Raw genomic sequence first — 21,045 nt, 5'->3', positions numbered from 1 at the left:
CCAAGCATGTGTAAGCGCTTTAAAAAAATGACACCAAAGGAGATCAATTTCATGCAAAGAAGACGTTTCGCCCTTGTTTTACTATCTTTCGTGTTCCTGCTCACGATCGTTTTCCCGTCCTCCAGCTCTGCCGCGGCATCCGATGTACCAGCACCACAGGCTACCCTGCTTACTCAGGTACAGCCTTTGGGTGAAGTCGTTTCTGCTGTTGTACTGAAATACAGCACCAATATTGACGGGGCATCCTTGTCCACTTCCAGCTTTCAGGTTCAATCTGTACTCAATGATGTATACACAGACAGAACCGTGACTGGTGTGTATACCAACGATTCTGGAATCATCACCAACCGCAGTACTCATGGCAAATATGTCGTGATCGAACTGGATACACAGGATAAAAATGCAAGTACCCTTACTTACGATGCAACGAGTGGCGTCAACCGCATCAATACGTTGAATTATTACATTAGTCAAAAGAAAGACATTGCATCTCAAAAGAAAGCAGTCATTCCAGCCACTGCACAGACTGTAAAAGCAACCGATAAAGTTACACCTATCGTGGACGATTTCCAAAAAAACACCTTTGAAAATAAAGACGGCTTCAAACTGAACTACTTTACGTTTGAGCCTAAAGTAGAGTCTGGCAAAACCTACCCGCTGGTTGTGTTCCTGCACGGAAACGGCGAGCGTGGTGACGGAAACGGAGTGAACCTGCTGGCGAATGCTGGTGCCGTTACTTGGGCTTCTCCTGAGCAGCAAGCCAACCACCCTTCCTTCGTAATCGCTCCACAAAGCCCGATTGACCTGGAACATAAATTCATTTGGGCGGATGAGCCGCGCAACAGCGCTGTAGCCGATCTGGTACGTGAAACGGCGTTAAAATATCCGATCGACACTAACCGAATCTATATCGTTGGTCTTTCTCAAGGAGCTATGGGAACGTGGAGATTGTTGGAGAAAAATCTTGATTTGTTCGCCGCAGGTGTGCCGATTGCCGGTTTGACCAACTATGAAAAAGCCGTTAACATGTATGCACCTGTTGATCCTAAACACGTGGAAGTATTGAAAAACGTACCTATTTGGGCCTTCCATGCCGTAGACGACACCTCGGTAAGCCCTAAAAACTCGCAAGAAATGGTAGCTGCTATTCAAGCGCAAAACGGAAATCTCATTCATTTTACTGAATATGAGGCAGGCATTATCAAACCTGTAGGACACTTCTCATGGGTTCCCGCTTTGCAAAATCAGGATATGATTGAGTGGCTGTTTGCACAAAAGAAATAAAATTGTTTTTCATATCTCTAAAAATAAAGCGCCAGATAGGTTCGATATCCGTCTGGCGCTGTTTTGCTATCTAAAAAAACTACGACAGCATAATTAACTAACTTATAAGTGAATTCCATTTTTGCTCTAAGTCGTTGAGGTAGCCTGCGCTATTGCGATTAAATTTTTTGCGTAATATAACGCTGGTTAAACGCTGATCCCACAGTGCTTTTCGAGATTTATAGCGAGTAAAGCAAACTGAGCGCAGTCGTGAAATGACATGTTCTTGGCGCAGTGCATCATTCACTAATACGATCATTTCACCATTGCGTATGATGTAACTGTTCCAATTACGAAGTCCCGTAATACGACGGTGACTAGCCTTCGTCCGTCGAAAGAATTGCTCTAAGTCATTGCTCGTTCTTGGAATGTAGTAATGGTCATAACAAGTGAACAAGCCTTTCCAAAACCCTCTGGAAAAGTTAAGTAAATTGTTAACCATTAGCTCGTCACTCTGATGCGTGTAGGTTTGTTTCACCCATTCCAGTAGCAGGGACAGTTCCCACCCAGCCGTCTCACTACTTTTATCTTCCTCAGGAGTGAGAATGCTAGCGATATGTTCCAAGGGTTTCACTAGCCGCGAAACGGCTGTATAACTAGGTTTTAATTCTTCAATTTTACTGAATATTCTGACAACACCTTGAAGTAAATTAGGCTCTTTTTTTACTCAAGCATCTTTGTAAGGAAGCTTGTATGGCTTGTGCACGTTCATAAATTTTGGTACTCCTAACGCTGATAATCTGCCGTTCTACCTTACGGATTCCAAAGGTAATAAACTGGATACAGGGATCGCCGATCAAGGCGAGCCAGAGGGGATAATCGCGTTCATGACGGTTGGTCATAAGCTGCCGCAAGAGATGGTATTGCAAATCAATGTGAATCGCATCGGTGGGACTGAGGGAAGCTGGAAAGGCCAACTTCAAATCGACCAACTGAAGTCATCAACCCCAAGTACCAAGTAATCCGTGCTTTAAAATTTCCAATGAGAAAGGTGGACACCTCATGAGTGTCCACCTTTTTTTGTCGCGAATAAATCAATTTTGAACCGGGGTCCCTTTTCATTGGTTTTGAGACTCATAAAGTATGGATTCAGCAATCGGTATGCCGGGACAGCAACCGTCAGTGCTTAGGTAAGAACTTTTATCACTTCAACAACAATCTTAGATTAATAAACTATGCTGCCCGTTAGCTGAGCGAAGGGCTGCCACGCGGCAGCCCTTTCGATGTTGAATCTATAGTTCCCCGAGGGAGTTTAATAATCATAATACGGTGTTAACAAAATTTAGTGTATATGCTCAGGGTGACACTCACCTTTATGACAGTACCTGTACTAAAAGTGCGTACTTACATATTTACAGTGCAATCTTTATACTCAAAGAAGGAAATAAATAAATTTCTATAACCTGGAAATATAGAAACTTAAGAAAGAGGGATAATTATATGTCTAATGCTTGGAAAGTTTACTTATTAGCCGCTGTTAGCTTCTTGCTTGGAACATCCGAGTATATCATAGCAGGGATTCTCGACACAGTTGCAAGAGACGTTAATGTCTCCGTCGCTGCTGCTGGTCAGCTCATTACTGTTTTTTCACTCGCCTATGCTTTTGGAACACCTTTCCTTATCGCATTTACAGCACGAATGGAGCAGCGCAAGCTTTTAGTTTATTCACTTGGTGTATTTGTGATTGGAAATATTATCGCCGTAGTTTTACCTGGCTTTGGATTTCTTTTAGTCTCACGCGTTATTCTTGCACTAAGCATGGGAGTATTCGTTGTAACCTCCTTTACTGTCGCTACCAAGATGACTCCACCTGATAAACAGGGAAGTGCAATTGCAACAATCCTTATGGGCTTTAGCACCTCGTTGATTATCGGTGTTCCGCTAGGCAGAGTTATTGCTTCCGCTTATGATTGGAGATTGATCTTCGAAGGAATCGGTGCACTTAGTATTCTTGCGATGATCGTTATACTCTTAGTCATCCCACGCTCAAATGGCGATGAGTCGGTTCCCTTGCGCAAACAGCTTGCTTTAATTAAGCAACCGAAAATAATTGCAGCCCTAATGATCACTTTCTTATGGATTTCTGGTTATTCTACGGTCTACACCTACATTTCTCCCTTCCTGCTGTCGATTACAGGGATGAACAGTAAAACAGTTATCATTGCTTTATTCGCTTTCGGGATTGCCAGCTTATTCGGCTCAAAGCTTGGCGGCTATAGTACGGATAAATGGGGATTCCCTCGTACTTTATTTGTCAGTATGGTACTGCATATAGTAGCCTTAGTTCTACTGTCATTATCAGCCCAATCGCCTGCTATCGTTTTCCTTGTGCTCATATTTTGGGCTCTCTCTGCTTGGTCAACAAGTCCAACTCAGCAATATCACTTAATGACGCTTGCTCCGGCGGCCTCAGGCATTATGGTGAGTATGAATAGTTCAGTTTTACAGCTTGCTATGGGTGCTGGTGCAGGAATTGGAGGCGTTTTCGTGGAACAAGTTTCCTTAGCTTCGATTAGCTGGATTGGAGCTGCGGTTGTTGCCATCGCTGCAATAACCGTTATGGTATATTTACGAGTAACCCACTCCAAAGCTTGACAATCTGTAATAGTTAGCTTTATTAAGACTGCTATAAAAAAGAAGTATTTCCCTGTTCAGGAGATACTTCTTTGTAATATAAACAAGACAACTATGCCTACCGCTGTACAGCCTCCAGAGCTGGCGAACTGTTTTTCTCTCCCCACTCGCACATCATATTTAACAATGGAATGAGAGAAAGACCACTTTCAGATAATGAATATTCAACTTTTGGAGGTATTTGGGGAAATTCCTTGCGTATGATAAGCCCATCTGCCTCCAGCTCTTTTAACATGATGCTTTGCGTTTTAAAGGAAATGGTACCGATACATCGATTCAGCTCATTAAACCGCATTACCTTATTTTCAGACAGCCAATACATAATGATCATTTTATATTTACCGCCTATTAAGGACAACGTGTATCCAAAGCCAGTTTCTTTTAGTTTCACGCCAGTTGGAATATAGGTTTCGCGCACAAGTTACACTCTCCTTTTGGTAAGTATATGATATAAATATGCATACTTTATAATACATCATTATGCAATCTTATTGAAAGGATGTAAATCGCTATAAAATTTGATATATCCTAAATTTGAATAAATTTTAGAAACGGAATGGGACCGGAACGATGGCAGCGCGAACGCGGAGGGCGAGTGTTGGCCAAAACAGGAAACGGTTAGTTGAGTAAAGATAACCTTTTTATTACTTCTTCAGATATTCGATTCACAATGGAGAATGTATCTAAATAACCCTCTATGACAATGTCTGAACTTGGTTTAACTGTCCTTTCCATTTCCAAATAAGCCGACCTTCCCTTAACTAAATAGTTTTTTAACTATGACAGCATAATTAACTAGCTCATAAGTGAATTCCATTTTTGCTCTAAGTCGTTGAGGTAGCCTGCGCTATTGCGATTAAATTTTTTGCGTAATAGACTGTTCCGTTTTCTCTGTTACAAGCGCTTTGGATTCAACTTGCTCTATTTTTCGTTCGATGTCGCGAATCCCGCGCATGCTCTTTTTGAGTTCCATTTTTAACTTGCGATCGGCGTCGATAATGGGCTTAGCAATGTCTTTCAGATAGTGGTACTGACTTTACTTTCGCGTAACTCCTTATTACTTATTTTATAAATAAAATGACTCGATTCAATAAATACAACTCTCTAATTCTACTGTACTGCTGAAATTGCTAAAAGGCCCATTTTTTCTTAATAATAAAAAGCGCCGGGTTCATTCCCCCCAACGCTTCCTTAATGCCTTCATGTATGAAACAACGATTATTCCACTTTGCCGCCCTCTACGACCAATTGGTCTGTAAAGCCTTCTCCGTAAACAGAGGTCAGTGTGTCCTTGTAGGCTTGATGCACAAAGTTTTCCTTGCCTAATGTAGCCAGCTCATTGTTGATCCAGTCTAACAGCTCCTTATTTCCCTTCGCTACTGCGGGTGCAATCGTATCCTGGCCGCCAAAGGCCGGAATGGTTACGGTGAAGCCGGGATTGGCTTTCGCCCAAGCGATCAGCTCTGTATTATCGTTAGCGATGGCAGCGCCGCGCTTGTCTTTGAGAGCTGAGAAAATTTCCGTGTACTGATCGAATTTGAGCAGCTTGATGTCCGGATAATTTTTCGTAAAATAAGTCTCAGCCGTCGTTCCTTTTGCGACAATCAGCTTCTGATCCGAGTTCTTCAATTGATCAATCGTAGTGATCGGAGCGCTGTCGGGTGATACAATGCCGAAGGATAATTTCATGTATGGATTAGTAAAATCGACCTTTTCTTTGCGCTCGTCCGTTACGGTAAAGTTAGCCATGATGATGTCTACCTTGTTGGATTGCAAATAAGCGACCCGGCTGGCGGCATCCACCAGCACGAACTCTACCTTGGACTCATCGCCCAATAGATCCTTGGCAAATCGTTTCGCAATATATACGTCAAAGCCCTGATTCTTCCCTTCTGAATCCACGTAGCCAAACGGAGGCTTATCCGCGAAAACACCAATTCGGATTTTGCCGTTCTTTTTAATGTCCTCAATCGAAGCAAATTTTGCCGAGCCAGAATTGCCATTGACATTGCCTCCTGCTCCCGCGCAGCCCGTCATTCCGATAAGCAGCAGGCTTACAGCCAGCAATAATGCCGTTAACTTCAACCCTTTTTTCATCGTATTCATCCCCCTGTTTATGTAGTTTCATACTGAAATATATCCAGAAAGTGCTGGGCACGCTCTGTTTCCGGTTGGGTGAAAAATTGCTGTGGCGTGGTCATTTCGCATATTTGTCCTTGATCCATAAAAACGATACGATCCCCCACCGACTTGGCGAATCCCATCTCATGCGTCACGATAATCATCGTCATTCCCTGTCGCGCCAGTTCTCGCATCACATCCAGCACCTCTCTGACCATTTCCGGGTCCAAGGATGCCGTGACTTCGTCAAAGAGCATAATTTCAGGGTTCATACACAGTGCGCGTACAATCGCAATCCGCTGCTTTTGTCCGCCTGATAACTCTCTCGGATACGCATCCTTGCGATCCAATAGACCGACCCGTTCCAATAATTGCTCCGCTTGCTTGAGCGCTTCCTGCTTGTTTCTTCGCTGCACTTTAAGCGGGCCTAGCAATATATTTTCCAAAACGGTCATATGGGGAAACAGCTCATAGTTCTGGAATACCATCCCGATATGCTGCCGTATCTCCCGCCAATTCACTTTTTTATCCGTAAGATCCTGCCCTCTATATCGGATTTCTCCGCCTTGGACTGGCTCCAGACCATTGAGGCATCGCAGAAGTGTGCTTTTTCCACAGCCCGAAGGGCCAAGAACAACCACGACCTCCCCCTTCGTTACCTCCAGATCAATCTGTTGGAGTACCTTTCGATCACCGAAGCTTTTGTCCAGTCCTCGAATCTCCAGCAAAACCTCCACAGCCTCTGCCATTACGCCCACCCCATCCTGCTAATTTTGCCATCTGCGTTCGAATCTTTTGGAAAGTCTGGATAACGGATAACATACGAGAAAATAGAGTATAAAAATAAAGCCGTACACCCAAAAGGATGCCGCTGGCGCTTTAATCACGCCAAGCTCAATAATCTGTTGTCCGACCTTTACCACCTCTACCACGCCGATCAGCACCACCAATGACGTCGTTTTGATCATCCGTGTCGCCAGATTAATAGAACCCGGCAGCATTCGGCGCACCGCCTGAGGAATGAGCACATGACGGTATAACTGTCCATACGTCAGACCCAGTGCTTGCCCGGATTCCACCTGATGCCTGGGTAACGATTCGAGCGCACCACGAACGATGTCACCGATCTCCGCCGCACCCCATAAGCTAAACACGATAATTGCCGTTAGCTCCCCGCTAATGTTCACATTCAGCAAAGGCGTGAAGCCGAAGTACACCACATACAGCCAAACCAAAATCGGAATAATGCGAAACGTCTCCAGATAAAGCCGTAATACAAATCGAATCGGTCCCGACTTTAAAGTGCGCAATAGCCCCATCACGATGCCCAGCACTGTGCCGATCACAATCGAAATAAATGCAATTTCCATCGTAACGAGTAATCCACCTAACAGACGTTCAAAATTGGAACCTTCAAAAAGCACATTAATCCCCGAATTCTGCATATCGCACCTTCCTTTCCACCCATGTCAGCAGCATCGACAAAGGCAAAAGCAGGACGAGATAAGCCAGCACCAGCAGAATCAGCGATTCCGCCGTTTTGTAGTACATGCCGATCAGGTCTTTTGCCACATTCATAATATCTAGCAAAGCAATGGCGCCAACAATGGAGGTTTCTTTGAGCAGAAAAATCGCATTCGCACCCAAGGATGGAACACTGATAGCAAAGGCCTGTGGCAAAATAACATACCGCGCCAGTTGCACCTTGGACAGTCCCAAGCTAAGCCCGGATTCCGTCTGAGTTTTACTCACTGCTTCAATCCCACCACGGAACGCCTCTGCCATATACCCTCCGCCCAAAAAGGTCATACCAATGATGGCGCACGTCATTTCGCTCATATGCAACCCAATTTTTGTAAAACCATAGTACAGAAAATACAACTGTACCAGCAGCGGTGTATTTCGGGAAAGCTCAATATACGCTACAATAATGCCGCTGATACCCTTCACCTTGTAATACAACACGATACTGCACAGCAAACCGACGATCAGCGAAAAAAGTATGGCCCAAAAAGCAATCTTCAGTGTAAGCCACATCGCCTCACCATACAGCGGCAAGCTCTCTACGATAAACTCCCAGTCTAAATTCATATGTACATACCTTTCAATTTTCGATTAATCCTATGTATTTTGTGAGTTTAATAACAATGATTGTATTCCAGCCCAATTATTACGTCAATACTCCGACGAAAATTTGTCATATTTATCTATGATTTAGGAAGAAAACCTTTATTTCATTTCAGAAATGCATGCAAAAAAGCCTGAAATGGCTAAATTCCATTCCAGGCTTTGATCTATTCTATACGATTTATCACACCAGCGGCTCCGTAACTACAGAACCGCCGAGCTTTTCCACAATCAAACGGCTTTCCTCGTTCAGTCCCCGCAGGGTAATCAATTTACCGGATTTCGTGTACTTTTGCAGCACCTTCCCAATGGCGGTTACCGCAGAATGATCCCAAATATGCGATTGGCTGAAATCCACCACCACGCGTTTCGGATCATCCGAAGGTTCAAAATGGTCGACAAAATGAGTCGTCGAAGCGAAAAACATCGGACCGCTAACATGGTACACCTTTTCATCGTTGTCCTCTGTCGCGCTGATGCGGATTTTAGCCATTTTCCAGCCAAAATGCAGGGCACTCAGCAACACACCCACGATAACTCCCTTAGACAAATCATGCGTAGCCACCACAATGACGACCGTCGTAACCATGATAAGCGTGTCCGCTTTGGGAACCCTGGCTATGTTTCGGAGCGAATTCCAGTCCACTGTTCCGATACACACCATAAACATAACTCCCACCAGTGCGCCCATCGGTACTTCCTTCACAACCCCGCCGAGCACCAGCAGCAGAAAGGCCAGAAACACCCCTGCCGTGAAGGTGGACAAACGCCCTCTACCTCCCGAGCTAACATTAATAACGGATTGCCCGATCATAGCACAGCCACCCATACCGCCGAAAAAACCATTTACAAAGTTGGCAATCCCTTGCCCACGGGCTTCCCGGTTTTTATTGCTTTTCGTTTCGGTCATTTCATCCAAAATACTGGCTGTCAGCAATGATTCCAGCAGTCCCACCAGCGCCATCGTAAAGGAATACGGCAGCAATATCCACAATGTATGCAACGACCACTCAATTTGCGGCATATGGAATGAAGGCAGTGAGCTAGTCAGCGTACCGATATCGCCTACGGTTTTAACATTTAACCCGAACATATACGTGATGATCGTCATGATAACGATTGCCGTCAATGGAGCGGGAATGCTTTTCACAAACCTCGGCAAAATATACACAATGAGCAGCGTACCCGCCACCATCGCGTACATGATCCAATTGGCTCCGTGAAAGTGGGTGAGCTGCGCCATAAAGACGAGAATCGCCAGCGCATTCACAAACCCGGTCATGACTGGCTGCGAAATAAAGCTTATAAAACGCCCTATTTTCAAAACACCCAGCAGCACCTGAATAATACCTGCCAAAATAGTAGCCGCAAACAGATATTCCACGCCATGATCCTTCACCAAACCCACGACCAGCACCGCTACAGCCCCGGTTGCTGCCGAGATCATCGCCGGGCGCCCGCCTGCAAAAGAAATAACAATTGCCATCGAAATGGAGGCGTACAGTCCGACCATCGGATTGACGCCGGCAATGATCGAGAAGGCAATCGCCTCCGGGATTAGTGCCAGCGCCACGGTCATACCTGCAAGTATATCAGCCCGGATATTACCGAACCATTGTTGTCTAAAATTCATACGGTTTCTTTCCAGCCTCCTATATTAACGGAGAACAGCGTGTTGACCCGCGCCCGGTGTCGTTCCGGGCCTCCGTCCAGCGGCCAATCGCATAGGCTCTCCTATGATTCGGCTCGTTTCTCTCACACGAACCCGCCCGTTATATTCAGTCCATCATTATAACGTAAGGGGTTCGCAGAAACGAGTCAGGTAAGAGGCTATTTGGAAAAAGAAAACAGGCGTTTCCTTGGAATATCGCGTGTTTCCTTCGTTTAATTCGTTTTCTTATAATTAAAATTTTCGCAATTCCCGTACAAGCTCCAATAGGGCGTCAGAGATATCCGGGTCGGAGCTATGCTGGAGCATGCTCTCAAAGTCAGGTAATGCCCGCTTCAATAACCGATAACTATAATCGTAATAGCTCCAAAAGGCCACCGGATCATAGCCTCGCGCTTCTTCCTCTTCCCATTCCAATTCATCTTCTTCAGGATCGGTGTCTTCTGGCCACAGATATTTTTCATCCAACAGCATGGTCAGGGATTCGACAGACTTCTGTGAATCGGCTTGTGCATTTTGCATGTCCAATGCCCCGATAACTGCGTGATAACACTCTAATTCTTCTAGCGTGATATCATCCGCTTTTCTCGCATGCATATTTCTTAATAAAAAGAGCAACGCCCATGGCGTAACCTGCCACAATGTGCCCTGATGCTCAATCAGATTAGCAATGTCATCATATTTTCCGTCCGATATCAATTGCGGCAGCTCGCTACCCCTGCCATATGGAGTCGTCAGACGGTGCCACGGCACATCGGTGATTTGGAAACTATGAATGGGGATGGTGTTGATCTCATGATTATCCATGGCTCATCCTTTCCGATGGGTATCTAAAATCTTCCTGATTTAAAAATAGAATACAGCAAAAAAGCAACCATTAAGAGAGCGACGACAAAGCCAATCTCAATCGCAGGCACATTCCACAGCACAGTCGCCTGATGATTCAGCGATGAACCGATAATTAGGCCGACCATAATAATGCTGAACGCCAGCAGTACGATGCTGAACGACAGGCGATTGCTGATTTGATCCAGCCTGCGCAAGAGCATTTCCAGCTCCGGCACGGTGACCTCCAGCTTGAGCTTGCCTTTGCTGATAATCGAAGCCAGGTGCCTTGCCTGCCCTGGAAGCTCCATCAGCGTCTCGACCAGCTCGGTCGCACCGCCCAGCAGCTTGCCCCGGATACGACGGCCGCTAAAGCGCTCCTTTAACAGCTTGTTGCCAAAAGGCTCCGCCAGAGCAAGAATGCTAAGATCAGGGTCGAGATGCTCAATGACCCCTTCCAGCGTCAGCAGCGATTTGCCGAGCAGCAAGACGTCTGAAGGCAGGCCGATCCGGTGCCGCTGTGCTGCGCCGAACAGGTCGTTCAGGGCATTCCCGATGCTGACCTGCGAGAACGGAACATCCGAGTAATCTTCGCGCATCTTATCCAGATCGGCACGCAGCGCGTTCATATCCGTATCTGGCTCAACCAGCCCCAGCCGTTCGATAGCCCGAACCATGGCATCGGTATTTTTGCGCATCAGCGCGATAATAAGCGAGGCAAGATGATTCTTCATCTCTTCACTCAGCCGCCCGGTCATGCCGAAGTCCAAATAAGCGAGACTGCCATTTTTCAGGACAAGCAAATTTCCCGGATGAGGATCGGCGTGAAAAAAACCTTCAATAAAGATTTGATGCAGCATACTGTTTACCAGCCGCTGTGCCAGATCCTTCAAATCATATCCACGACGTAATAGCTCTTCTCGATTGCCCAGATGGGTACCATCCAAAAACTCCATGGTTAACACACGTGAAGAGGTATGGTCCCAATATATTTTCGGAATATGGATATGCGGGTCCTGCTCGAACTGGAGCGAGATTTTCTCCGTATTGCGGGCTTCATGGTTGTAATCCAGTTCCTGAATAAGCGATCTGCCCAGTTCCTCCACCATCTGGCTAAGCTGATAGCGTCCCACCCATTCCCAGCGTTTGACCGCTATTGCAGTCAGTTCCCGCAAAATATCCAGATCCCGACGAATGATGCGGTTCACGCCAGGCCGTTGGATTTTAATGGCGACCAGTTCTCCGCTGTGCAGCTTACCCAGATGCACCTGACCAATGGAAGCAGCAGCCAGCGGAACATCGTCAAAACGGGTCATAATATCCTCCAATGACGTGTCCAGCTCCTGTTCCAAAATGCCGCGTGCTGTTTCAGCAGAAAAAGGCGGCACCTGATCCTGAAGCTTGACCAGCTCACGGATAATCGGCTCCGGCAACAGGTCTGCGCGCGTACTTGCCAACTGCCCAAGCTTAATAAACGCAGGCCCCAGATCCTCCAGCACCAGCCGAATCCGTTCGCCCAGCGTTTTGGACTCTGGCGTTTCTCTCATCAGCCACTTACGGGGCAGCGATAATAGCTGGAACAGGCCTATTTCCTCCACCATATAGCCAAAGCCATGACGCGCCAGCGCCATGGCAATTTCCCGGTAACGACCGGCGTGCTTTATACGAACCGCCATTTTAATCCAGTCGGTTCCCTTCTTCAGCATCGCTCGAACCCGTAAGCGCTGCCTTTTCTTTTTCCAGCTCCGCTACCTGTTTTTCCAGGGATGCCACACGTTGCTCCAAACTTGCGACATCATTTTCGGTAGGTACGTCCAGCTCCTGCAAAATGCGGCTAACCTGCTCGCGGATTGCCGTTTTGAATTGTCCCTGTTCCTCTGTGCCCCGTTCGATCAGACGATCGACCAGCGCTTTGGATTCCGATGGTGCAAGTTCTCCCCGGTTTACAAGATCCTCGACGGCTTTTTCCACCTTTTCTTTGCTGACAATGGTGAGGCCCCATCCCAATGAGATGGCTTTTTTGAACAAATCGCTCATGATATATCCTCCCCTACCTGTGATTTCCTATAGTATAACCCGAAAAGGGGAACCGCATAAAGTCCGCAGCTCCCCTTCCCTAGTTAGAAGACATCAGTTATACTAGCCCCGCAAGCGTCCGGCCCACTTGGCAGCCTGAAGAATCAACTTTCGATACCCTTCATGCTGGAAGCTTGGCTGATTGTGTCCAGGCATCAAATATACAACCCGACCCAAGCCATAGGACAACGACCATGCTGCTGGGCACCATTGGCCCTCGTATTCGTATTCCATCAACAGTGTTTTTTCAGTAAACGGATCAAAATCAAACCGATACGGCTCCTCCTCGATCTCAAACGGTTCAATCCCTTCCATAATCGGGTGGTCCGGCTCCGTCACCTTGAAGGACAACTGGCCCGCAACAGGATGCCGCAAAAAACGCGCCCCAATGAGCTGTGCAATTTCATATCGGCCTTGCAACGTAATTCCGTTGTGCAGCACGAGCAGTCCACCCCCGCCACTGACGTAGGACAGCAACCCTGCTGTTTGCTGGGGAGACAGAACCTCCTTGCGGCTATCGCAGTATGAGATGCATAAATCAAATGAGGCCAGGTTTTCCTTGAGCAGCATTTTACGATTCTCGCTGCATTGTACTGTCATCCAATCCTGTAAAATATGGCTAATCTCTCCGTCCACCCCTTGTAGCGGGTGAAACTCCGGATACGTATAATCTCCTAACAACAATGCTTTTCTTCTTTCCATGATGAATCCTCCTTGCCTAATCTGTATATAAGGACTTTAAAGGCGATGTCCCGTGTCATTTGTTCTTATTTGTGTCGTCTCTGGGCTCAAAAATTTAAACTAGCCCTCACCCGTTGCGCATAACACCGCCATCATCGCCCGAGCTATGGCATATATAAATAATTCTACAGGCGGGCTATTAAATCCTTTAGCAGAAGATTATAGCATATATATTCGATCGGAATAAACATATTCAAAAATTTATATGCGTGAACACTGGCGAATTCATCGGTTTATGGTATACTCGTAAGAAAAAAAGCGTGTTCATGTGTTTTCTAAAAAAGGCTGGATCGCTTTTTAGTAAGAAGTTTATGCTTGCGGTTATAGAATTGTTAAGCTCTTCTTAAAACTTATACATTCTATGAATCTTAAAAACCGGGGAGGTTGCATGAATGAAGAGGACTGGAATGACCCGGCCTTTGGACAGCTTGGGACGAATTGTGCTTCCTAAAGAGTTGCGCATGACGATGGAGATTGACATCGGCGATCCATTAGAGTTTTTTATTGAAGACCAGACACTCATGCTCCGTAAGTACAAATCAACCAATTGCATATTTTGCGGTGCGGTTGATACGAACACTTATTTTAAAGACCAGTTTATTTGCGACGAATGTACAGCAGCAATGAAAACGGAAGATTTGCTTCCGGTCACGGTGGCAGAAACCAATTTGACTCCAATCAAGCAAAATATGCATATGAAAAAGATTTATCAGCGTACAGATGTTATTCTGGAAAAAATGAGAGAGCTTATGGAAGAGCATCCAGCATCCTCACAAAAACAACTCGCTTCTATGCTAGGCGTGAGTCAGGGAAGGATTTCCCAGTTGAAGAAGCTCATGTGAGTAAATCACCAAAAAAGTAATGAATACGCTTCCATGTTATGTAAGGTTGAATCTTACCTAAGTTTAGAAAAGCCGGACCCTTGTCAGCAAGGAACCCGGCTTTTTTGGCGTACACATGAAGTTGTTCTTTTATCCTGTTAGGAACTATAGTTGCGATGGTTGCCAGATGGTGGATTACTGACCGAATGCCCTGCATTTTTCCACCCAGCGTACTGCCGCCTTGGGAAAAGAAGCGAGATGGATATGTGTATAGGCTGCCAACAGGTTCCCCTTCACATAGCCTTCGCTCTGGAGCCCGCGCATCCCCTTGGTTTGATAGGCATAAGGGTACGGGGAGGCTGATTCATCATAGACCATCACGGAATAATGAAACTCATGTCCCCGGATTGTCTCTCCAGCCTCCAGCAACAGACAATCCTGTAATGCAGTTGCTTCCCGGTAGCCGAGCGCGGCCCGCTTGTCCTGCATTCGCACATCGGACGGGATGACCCCCGCCATGCTATGCACAGCACCGGAACGATCTGTAAGCGTACGTGCCAGTACCATGTAACCACCGCATTCGGCGAATACAGGCATATCCCCACTCACCGCGTTGCGGATATCTTCCAGAAAGCCCGTATTCGCAGCAATGGCAGCGGCGAACTCCTCGGGGAAACCACCGCCCAGATATAGGCCGCTTGCCTGCTCAGGTACGCGTTCTCCAGCCAGCGGACTGAAAAAGGAAAGTTCAGCTCCCGACTGACGCAGCAAATCCAAATTTTCCGGGTAGTAAAAATTGAACGCCGCATCTCTGGCAACGGCAATGACCGGACGTTCCCCGGCGTCGGCTTGCGTCTCCGACGAAAGCCGATCCGGGGCAAATAACGGCTGCACTGGCAGAGACAACGGCGGAGCCGAGTCCGCCAGTACCCGCAGCGCGGCCAAATCCGTGCCTGCGCGGATCAGCTCTGCTGCCCGTTGAAAGAGCGGCTCCAGTTCGCCGCGCTCAACAGCCGGGACCAAGCCCAGATGACGCTCGGGAATATCCAGACCGTCGTCACGTTGGAGCCAGCCGAGCACGGGGATGCCGCACTCCTGCTCGATCGCCTTTTTGACGATGCCGTAATGCCCTTGGCTTCCGCAGCGGTTCACGATCACACCCGTAATGCGCAGCTTCGGCTCCAGACGCTGGAAACCTAGTACAATAGCGGCCGCGCTTCGTGCCATACTACGTACGTCAACGACCAGCAGCACAGGGCTATCCGTCAGCATGGCGATTTCGGCAGTCGACCCGGTGTTGCTGAGCGGGTCCTTGCCGTCATAAAGCCCCATGACGCCTTCAATCACGGAAATATCCGCACCTTCGGAGGCACGGATAAAGGTTTCACGCACCGTATCCGGCGAGGTCATCCATGAATCGAGATTACGCGAAGGCGTTCCGGTCGCGGCGGTGTGATAGGTCGGATCAATATAATCCGGCCCGCACTTAAAACCCTGCACCCGCAGGCCGCTATCGGAAAAAGCCTTCATCAGCCCGAGGGTGACGGTCGTTTTGCCCGCGCCACTGCCCGTTCCAGCCACGACAATACGACTTCTGTGTGCAACAGAGGACTGAGCTGTTCGCACATCCTGCTTATTGCGATCAGTCATAAGATACCCGTGCTACGGATATCGTCATATTGCCGCTTTTTTTCTTCTCCAGCAGCCAATGATCTGCACCAGAGGATAACAGCGCTGAAGGCTCGCTGACACCGTACGCTCCTGTGTACTTAAAGACCGTTTCCGATGGATTGGGAAGCTGTACGGTGTTTAGCTCTGACGGGATGTACGTCACCAGCTCCCAGCCGTATTTGGCGCAAAGGGCAAGCAAACCCTCTTCATCCTTTTTCAGATCAATGGTCGCAATATTGCGCACGCTTTTCACTGACAAGCGAAGCTCATTCAAGCTGTCCAGCACGCCAGCCTCCAGCTCCTCCACAGCAGTCCCCCGATTACAGCCGATGCCGAGCACCAGACTTTTCGGACGATACAGCACACCATTAGCCAGAAACCGTTCCTCTTCCTCCGGCTCCAGCAGACGGTCGCTAACGACCAATGCGGCATTGAACGGCTCTTGTGAAGCTTCTGCCATCGAAGCATATACCTTGATATGGGCAGGCACAGGCTTGTCATAACGCCACCAGTTCCGTTCGCCTGTCTCTTGCACGAGCGCCACAGGCTCCTCATTCACAACAGCCGCGCTTACCGGAGTTGCCTTGTCGAAGCTGTCGACCACCCAACCCAATTCCCGACCGAACATGTCCACCGGAATCGTGCCCTGCACATCCGATGCAGTCGTAATTACCGGGCGTGCGCCGAGTACCGAAGCCACATGACGGGTCAGTTCATTGGCACCGCCCAAATGCCCGGACAGTACGCTAATGACATGCTCCCCGCGATCATCAATGACGACCACCGCCGGGTCTACCTTTTTATCCACTAAAATCGGCGCAATCATACGGACGACCGCACCGAGGGAAATAAATAAAATAATACCGTTATATTGCTTAAATAAATCCGGCAAAATCAGCTTGACCGAGCCTTCGAACAATTGAATACCGTGCTCCTGCTCGTCGCCCCGTTCAAACTTGGACATGTAATACACGTCCGTGCCCGGAAAGCTGGCTCCTAAATGACGAACCATCTCCACTCCGTGCTTCGTGATCGCCACAGCGGCAAATGGATTACTCACCGGGCTTCACTCCCTTCCGGTAGCCATGGGTGAACGACTTATCATATAGCTTGGAACGATGTGCGTCCTTGTCTACCAGACCAGGGTCCAGCGCCCAGCCTGCCAAAATCATCGCATGCATCGTAATTCCCGCTGCCCGTAGATCGGCTGGCAATTGAGCGAGCGTCGTGCGCACGATCTTTTGGTCCGGCCAGGTTGCTCGCTGCACAACCGCTACAGGCGTGTCCTCGCTCCAGCCAGCCGCCAGAAACTCGACAACAACCTTCTTCGCCAACGTTGCACTGAGGAATAGAGCCACTGTACAGTGGTGGGATGCCAGGTCGCGCAGCTTTTCCCGATCCGGTACAGGTGTGCGGCCCTCCGCACGTGTCAGGATGACGGTCTGCGTCAGGTCAGGCACAGTCAGCTCTGCGCCAAGTACGGCAGCAGAAGCGAAGACCGAGCTGACACCCGGCACGATTTCGTAAGCGACTCCGCGCTGCTTCAGCAGCACCATTTGCTCCAAAATGGCGCCGTACACTGCCGGGTCCCCCGTATGTACACGAGCTACACTGCGTCCTGCCTGCACAGCTTCGCTCATAATTTCGACCTGCCGCTCCAGATCCATGCCTGAGCTTTGCAGCACCTGCGCCTCTGGCTTGGCCGTGGCGATCAGCTCGTCGTTCACAAGTGAATCCGTGTACAGCACAACGTCGGCTGTACGCAAAATCCGGGAGCCCTTGACGGTAATCAGTTCCGGGTCTCCGGGACCCGCTCCTACGATATATACTTTCGGCTCCAAACTCATTTGCTCACCACCATCAGACTCAGATATTCAAGCTCCTGTCCGCGCAGCTCGCGCGCGTTACGCCATACCATTTCATAAGGAGAAGTGACCTTGGTAATGACAGACGCCCGATCCCCCAGATTCAGTTCATCCAGCACATCCAAAATCAGATCCAGCACCTTGGCAACCTTGATAAACACGACCGTATCGTGATTTTCAATCGCCCGCTTCATCGCTTCCTTATCATGGGTAGCCGGAATAATACCGACCTGCTGATCTCCGTCTGCCAAAGGCAACTCCAGCGCCGCCGCTGCTCCCAGCACAGAGGAAATACCCGGAATAGATACAATCGGCACCTCAGGATGAAGCTCCTTCATGAGACGCGCCAAGTGAATAAAGGTACTGTACAAATTCGGGTCCCCCTCGGTGACAAAGGCTACATCCTTGCCTTGACTTAGAGCCTCCCAGCAGGCCACCACCGTTTTGTTCCACTCCCGTTCCAACACAACCGGGTCCTTGGTCATCGGGAAAATAAGCCCCAGCATCTCTTTTTCCTCCGGGTTTACGTACAGCTCCACGATTTCATGGGCATACGATTTGCCTCCCCGACGTTTTTTCGGATAAGCCACAACTGCGCATTCCTGAAGCATACGGTACGCCTTGACCGTAATCAGCTCGGGATCACCCGGCCCCACGCCTACGCCGTAAAGTGTTCCTGTTGCCGCCGTATTCATGCTGTCTCTCTCCCCCTCTTTGATCTAGCAAATTACTCCCCTGCTACCTCGTCAGCCGCTTCTACCGACGGCCGCCCTGTAATAACATATATCGGATTTAGTCCGTCAAAACGCGTCATATTCAAAATCGGCTTGCTACGCGCTGTTTGCAGTAACGTCACCGAGGCTTCCAGCCCCGCTTCTTGCATCGCCTTCATGCCATCATGCAGCGTCTCAATCGTTGCAGCATTCACTACGATTCGTCCATCCGTACGCAGACGGGAAGCACACAGACGAATCAGCTCTGCCAGCTCTCCCCCGCTCCCGCCGATAAACACCGCATCCGGGTCTGGCAGCTCGTCCAGTCCGGCAGGCGCTTTGGCGTGAATGACCGGAAAATCGGTGCGGAATTTGATCTTGTTCGCTTCCACATTGGTGAGATCGCCTTCATTCTTCTCAATGGCAAACACTTGCCCGTACTTCGCCAGCCGCGCACACTCCACAGCTACAGAACCAGAGCCTGCGCCAATGTCCCATACGATGCTTCGCTCTGTCAGACGCAGCTCGGACAGGCTGAATACACGCACTTCGCGCTTCGTAATCAGCCCTTTTTCCGGCTTGCGCTGGTGAAATTCCGCGTCCTCAAAGCCAAACCCCCGACGAATCGCAGGTACGTCCGCACCTTTACGGCGGCGCAAAATAACCACGTTCAGTGGTTGGAACTCTCCCCGCGCCATCTCTTCCAGCGTATAATGCCGATACGTCTCATCCGGTCCGCCCAAATGCTCGCCGACAAAGGCATCGTATTCTGTCATCCCGTAATGCAGCAGATAGGCAGCGACTGCGACGGGATGATTCCGGTCGTCCGTCAGCAGCGCGACCTTGTTCTGTCCGTCGATCCGCTGCGCCAGTCCGGTCATCGGACGACCGTGTACGCTTTCCAGCACCGCATCCTGCCAGCTCTCGCCCAAACGCGCGAACGCCAACTGAACCGAGCTGAGATGAGGCAAAATATCCAGATGCTCAGCCCCCAGCTTGGCGGATAAATACCCTGCGATGCCAAAAAAAAGCGGATCGCCTGACGCAAGCACGACAATATCCTTGTCCTCACGCAAACGTCCCAATTCTTCCACCACGGCGGAAAAGCCGCTCTTTAATGTTCGTTTTTCCCCTGCGGCTGTCGGAAAAAAGGCCAGTTGGCGCTCTCCGCCAACCAGCACGTCCGCACGCTCGATTCGCTCCAGCGTCTCCTGCGACAGACCTGCCCCTCCATTTTCACCGATACCAATGACACGGATCACTCTACTCACCGACTCTCGCCCTCCCCAGCACATTCCCTTTCATCGTTACCAGTACCATTTCTACAACGATTCCACCACCTGCATGCTCCAGACAATGATGACAGCCATAGGTGCACAGCTTTTCAAAAAAGCTCAGCGCATTCGCCTCGGTCATCATATCTGCCACCTGTGTAGCTGTATTCGCCTCAGCCACCGCCGCTGCAAGCGATTCGTCCACACCCGCTTCACGCGCGACCTCGGCCAAAAAGCCAAAATCCACCGGGGCGCTCTTGGAATGAACCATCATGACACCTTGAGCGACCTTCGACAGCTTGCCGGGCATGCCGACGAGAATAATTTTCTTCATGCCTAACCGTTTTCCATGCTTGATCGCAAAGCCGACAAAATCGCCCATCTGAATAAAGGCTTCTTCCGTGAGCTGATCATACATTTGCATGGCATATTTTTCACTACTGCCGCCTGTGGTCAGGACAATTTCCTGGCAGTTCATCGCTTGCGCAACCGATATAGCCTGCACGACGCTGGCTTTATAAGCAGACGTGGAAAATGGAACCACCACACCTCGCGTACCCAGTATAGAGATACCGCCAAGAATGCCAAGTCGCCCATTCAGCGTCTTCTTGGCGATTTCTTCGCCGTCCGGTACGCTGATGACGACACGGACACCTTTGGCCGATCCGTGCTCCTCAAGCACGCCTGTGACGGCCTCCGTAATCATCCGGCGCGGCACAGGATTGATCGCTGCTTCCCCGACAGGTACAGGCAGGCCAGGCTTCGTCACCCGCCCCACGCCGATACCGCCGTCGAGCTCAATGCCCGGTTCCTCCCGCCAGCTAACAGACGCGATAATTCTCGCCTGATGCGTCGCATCCGGGTCATCGCCGCCGTCCTTGATCGTCGTGCAGGAAGCCTCGTCCGCGTTCAGCACAGGCTCGATCAGCTCAAACGCATGATCGAAACCCGCTGGCAGCGATATCACCGCTTCCTTCGGCGGAATGCCCGTGATGAGCAGTTGCACCGCTCCCTTGGCAACCGCAGCCGCACAGGCTCCGGTTGTAAAGCCTGACCGCATCGGCTTGTCCGGCGCGGGGGCTTCACCACTTTTCATCCGTTTGGGTCTGTCGGCGGACGCCGCTTCCTTTTTCATGCCAATTCCTCCTTAACCTCTCATGCTGATCATGCTCCAATTCATTTCAT

At 49.1% G+C, this 21,045-nt stretch carries 21 protein-coding genes; 4 read left to right on the top strand and 17 right to left on the bottom strand.

All coding sequences use genetic code 11. The features are described 5' to 3' along the window. Positions 1–51: 51 nt before the first annotated feature. Positions 52–1,284, top strand: coding sequence for a peptidase (locus ABH897_RS08905; RefSeq protein ID WP_404519393.1), 1,233 nt, complete (start codon positions 52–54; stop codon positions 1,282–1,284). A gap of 97 nt (positions 1,285–1,381) precedes the next feature. Here the strand turns inward: ABH897_RS08905 and ABH897_RS08900 are convergent, their stop codons facing one another. Further along, on the bottom strand, positions 1,382–1,897 hold the full coding sequence (locus tag ABH897_RS08900; protein ID WP_404580924.1) for a hypothetical protein: 516 nt from the start codon (positions 1,895–1,897) through the stop codon (positions 1,382–1,384). Between the two features lie 124 nt (positions 1,898–2,021). On the opposite strand from ABH897_RS08900, the gene ABH897_RS08895 reads away from it, so the two are divergent. After that, a complete protein-coding gene (locus ABH897_RS08895) occupies positions 2,022–2,285 on the top strand; it encodes a hypothetical protein (RefSeq protein WP_283653651.1) in 264 nt (87 codons plus the stop codon). Between the two features lie 478 nt (positions 2,286–2,763). Further along, entirely contained in the window at positions 2,764–3,918 is a 1,155-nt protein-coding gene (locus ABH897_RS08890; protein ID WP_283653652.1) for an MFS transporter, read from the top strand. Positions 3,919–4,015: 97 nt separating this feature from the next. Here ABH897_RS08890 and ABH897_RS08885 read toward each other — a convergent pair whose 3' ends face one another. The 10 genes from ABH897_RS08885 to ABH897_RS08840 all read right to left on the bottom strand — a co-directional run bounded on the left by ABH897_RS08885 (position 4,016) and on the right by ABH897_RS08840 (position 13,477). After that, a complete protein-coding gene (locus ABH897_RS08885; protein ID WP_283653653.1) occupies positions 4,016–4,375 on the bottom strand; it encodes a winged helix-turn-helix transcriptional regulator in 360 nt (119 codons plus the stop codon). Positions 4,376–5,175: 800 nt separating this feature from the next. Beyond that, positions 5,176–6,054, bottom strand: coding sequence for a cysteine ABC transporter substrate-binding protein (locus ABH897_RS08880; protein ID WP_404580926.1), 879 nt, complete (start codon positions 6,052–6,054; stop codon positions 5,176–5,178). 17 nt (positions 6,055–6,071) lie between these two features. Continuing rightward, positions 6,072–6,827 (bottom strand): amino acid ABC transporter ATP-binding protein, encoded by a 756-nt coding sequence (locus ABH897_RS08875; protein WP_404591653.1) that lies wholly within the window; start codon positions 6,825–6,827, stop codon positions 6,072–6,074. A gap of 18 nt (positions 6,828–6,845) precedes the next feature. Next, positions 6,846–7,523 carry an amino acid ABC transporter permease gene (locus ABH897_RS08870; protein ID WP_404591651.1) on the bottom strand — a complete coding sequence of 226 codons (678 nt, stop codon included), beginning with the start codon at positions 7,521–7,523 and terminating at the stop codon, positions 6,846–6,848. Beyond that, complete coding sequence (locus tag ABH897_RS08865) at positions 7,504–8,169, bottom strand: amino acid ABC transporter permease (RefSeq protein WP_283653655.1); 666 nt, start codon at positions 8,167–8,169, stop codon at positions 7,504–7,506. Before ABH897_RS08865 ends, ABH897_RS08870 begins: the two co-directional genes overlap by 20 nt. Before the next feature lie 220 nt (positions 8,170–8,389). Further along, a complete protein-coding gene (locus tag ABH897_RS08860) occupies positions 8,390–9,838 on the bottom strand; it encodes a SulP family inorganic anion transporter (RefSeq protein ID WP_404591649.1) in 1,449 nt (482 codons plus the stop codon). Positions 9,839–10,108: 270 nt separating this feature from the next. Continuing rightward, a complete protein-coding gene (locus ABH897_RS08855) occupies positions 10,109–10,681 on the bottom strand; it encodes a hypothetical protein (RefSeq protein ID WP_404519392.1) in 573 nt (190 codons plus the stop codon). A gap of 23 nt (positions 10,682–10,704) precedes the next feature. Then, on the bottom strand, positions 10,705–12,375 hold the full coding sequence (locus ABH897_RS08850) for an ABC1 kinase family protein (RefSeq protein WP_404519496.1): 1,671 nt from the start codon (positions 12,373–12,375) through the stop codon (positions 10,705–10,707). Between the two features lies 1 nt (position 12,376). Beyond that, positions 12,377–12,736: a phasin family protein gene (locus ABH897_RS08845; protein ID WP_283653658.1), complete on the bottom strand. Its 360-nt coding sequence runs from the start codon at positions 12,734–12,736 to the stop codon at positions 12,377–12,379. Between the two features lie 102 nt (positions 12,737–12,838). Beyond that, positions 12,839–13,477 (bottom strand): ThuA domain-containing protein, encoded by a 639-nt coding sequence (locus ABH897_RS08840; RefSeq protein ID WP_283653659.1) that lies wholly within the window; start codon positions 13,475–13,477, stop codon positions 12,839–12,841. Positions 13,478–13,908: 431 nt separating this feature from the next. Here ABH897_RS08840 and ABH897_RS08835 point away from each other — a divergent pair, with 431 nt between their 5' ends. Continuing rightward, positions 13,909–14,358, top strand: a complete 450-nt coding sequence (locus ABH897_RS08835) for an AbrB/MazE/SpoVT family DNA-binding domain-containing protein (RefSeq protein ID WP_283653660.1) — start codon at positions 13,909–13,911, stop codon at positions 14,356–14,358. A 174-nt stretch (positions 14,359–14,532) separates the two neighbouring features. Here ABH897_RS08835 and ABH897_RS08830 read toward each other — a convergent pair whose 3' ends face one another. The 6 genes from ABH897_RS08830 to ABH897_RS08805 are packed head-to-tail and all read right to left on the bottom strand — an operon-like array spanning position 14,533 to position 20,995. Further along, positions 14,533–15,987 (bottom strand): cobyrinic acid a,c-diamide synthase CobB, encoded by a 1,455-nt coding sequence (locus tag ABH897_RS08830; RefSeq protein ID WP_404591647.1) that lies wholly within the window; start codon positions 15,985–15,987, stop codon positions 14,533–14,535. Beyond that, entirely contained in the window at positions 15,980–17,068 is a 1,089-nt protein-coding gene (locus ABH897_RS08825) for a cobalt-precorrin 5A hydrolase (protein ID WP_404591645.1), read from the bottom strand. The genes ABH897_RS08830 and ABH897_RS08825 overlap by 8 nt, the downstream gene beginning before the upstream one ends. Next, complete coding sequence (gene cobM, locus ABH897_RS08820) at positions 17,061–17,855, bottom strand: precorrin-4 C(11)-methyltransferase (RefSeq protein ID WP_134912100.1); 795 nt, start codon at positions 17,853–17,855, stop codon at positions 17,061–17,063. Before cobM ends, ABH897_RS08825 begins: the two co-directional genes overlap by 8 nt. Continuing rightward, positions 17,852–18,568 carry a precorrin-2 C(20)-methyltransferase gene (cobI, locus tag ABH897_RS08815; protein WP_283653664.1) on the bottom strand — a complete coding sequence of 239 codons (717 nt, stop codon included), beginning with the start codon at positions 18,566–18,568 and terminating at the stop codon, positions 17,852–17,854. Before cobI ends, cobM begins: the two co-directional genes overlap by 4 nt. Before the next feature lie 32 nt (positions 18,569–18,600). Next, on the bottom strand, positions 18,601–19,857 hold the full coding sequence (gene cbiE / locus ABH897_RS08810; protein ID WP_404591643.1) for a precorrin-6y C5,15-methyltransferase (decarboxylating) subunit CbiE: 1,257 nt from the start codon (positions 19,855–19,857) through the stop codon (positions 18,601–18,603). Continuing rightward, positions 19,850–20,995: a cobalt-precorrin-5B (C(1))-methyltransferase gene (locus ABH897_RS08805; RefSeq protein ID WP_404591641.1), complete on the bottom strand. Its 1,146-nt coding sequence runs from the start codon at positions 20,993–20,995 to the stop codon at positions 19,850–19,852. The genes cbiE and ABH897_RS08805 overlap by 8 nt, the downstream gene beginning before the upstream one ends. Between the last annotated feature and the right edge of the window lie 50 nt (positions 20,996–21,045).

It is taken from the genome of Paenibacillus sp. RC73 (assembly GCF_044908085.1).
GTDB lineage: Bacteria > Bacillota > Bacilli > Paenibacillales > Paenibacillaceae > Paenibacillus > Paenibacillus terrae_A.
This window is presented reverse-complemented; position numbering and strand designations above follow the sequence as displayed.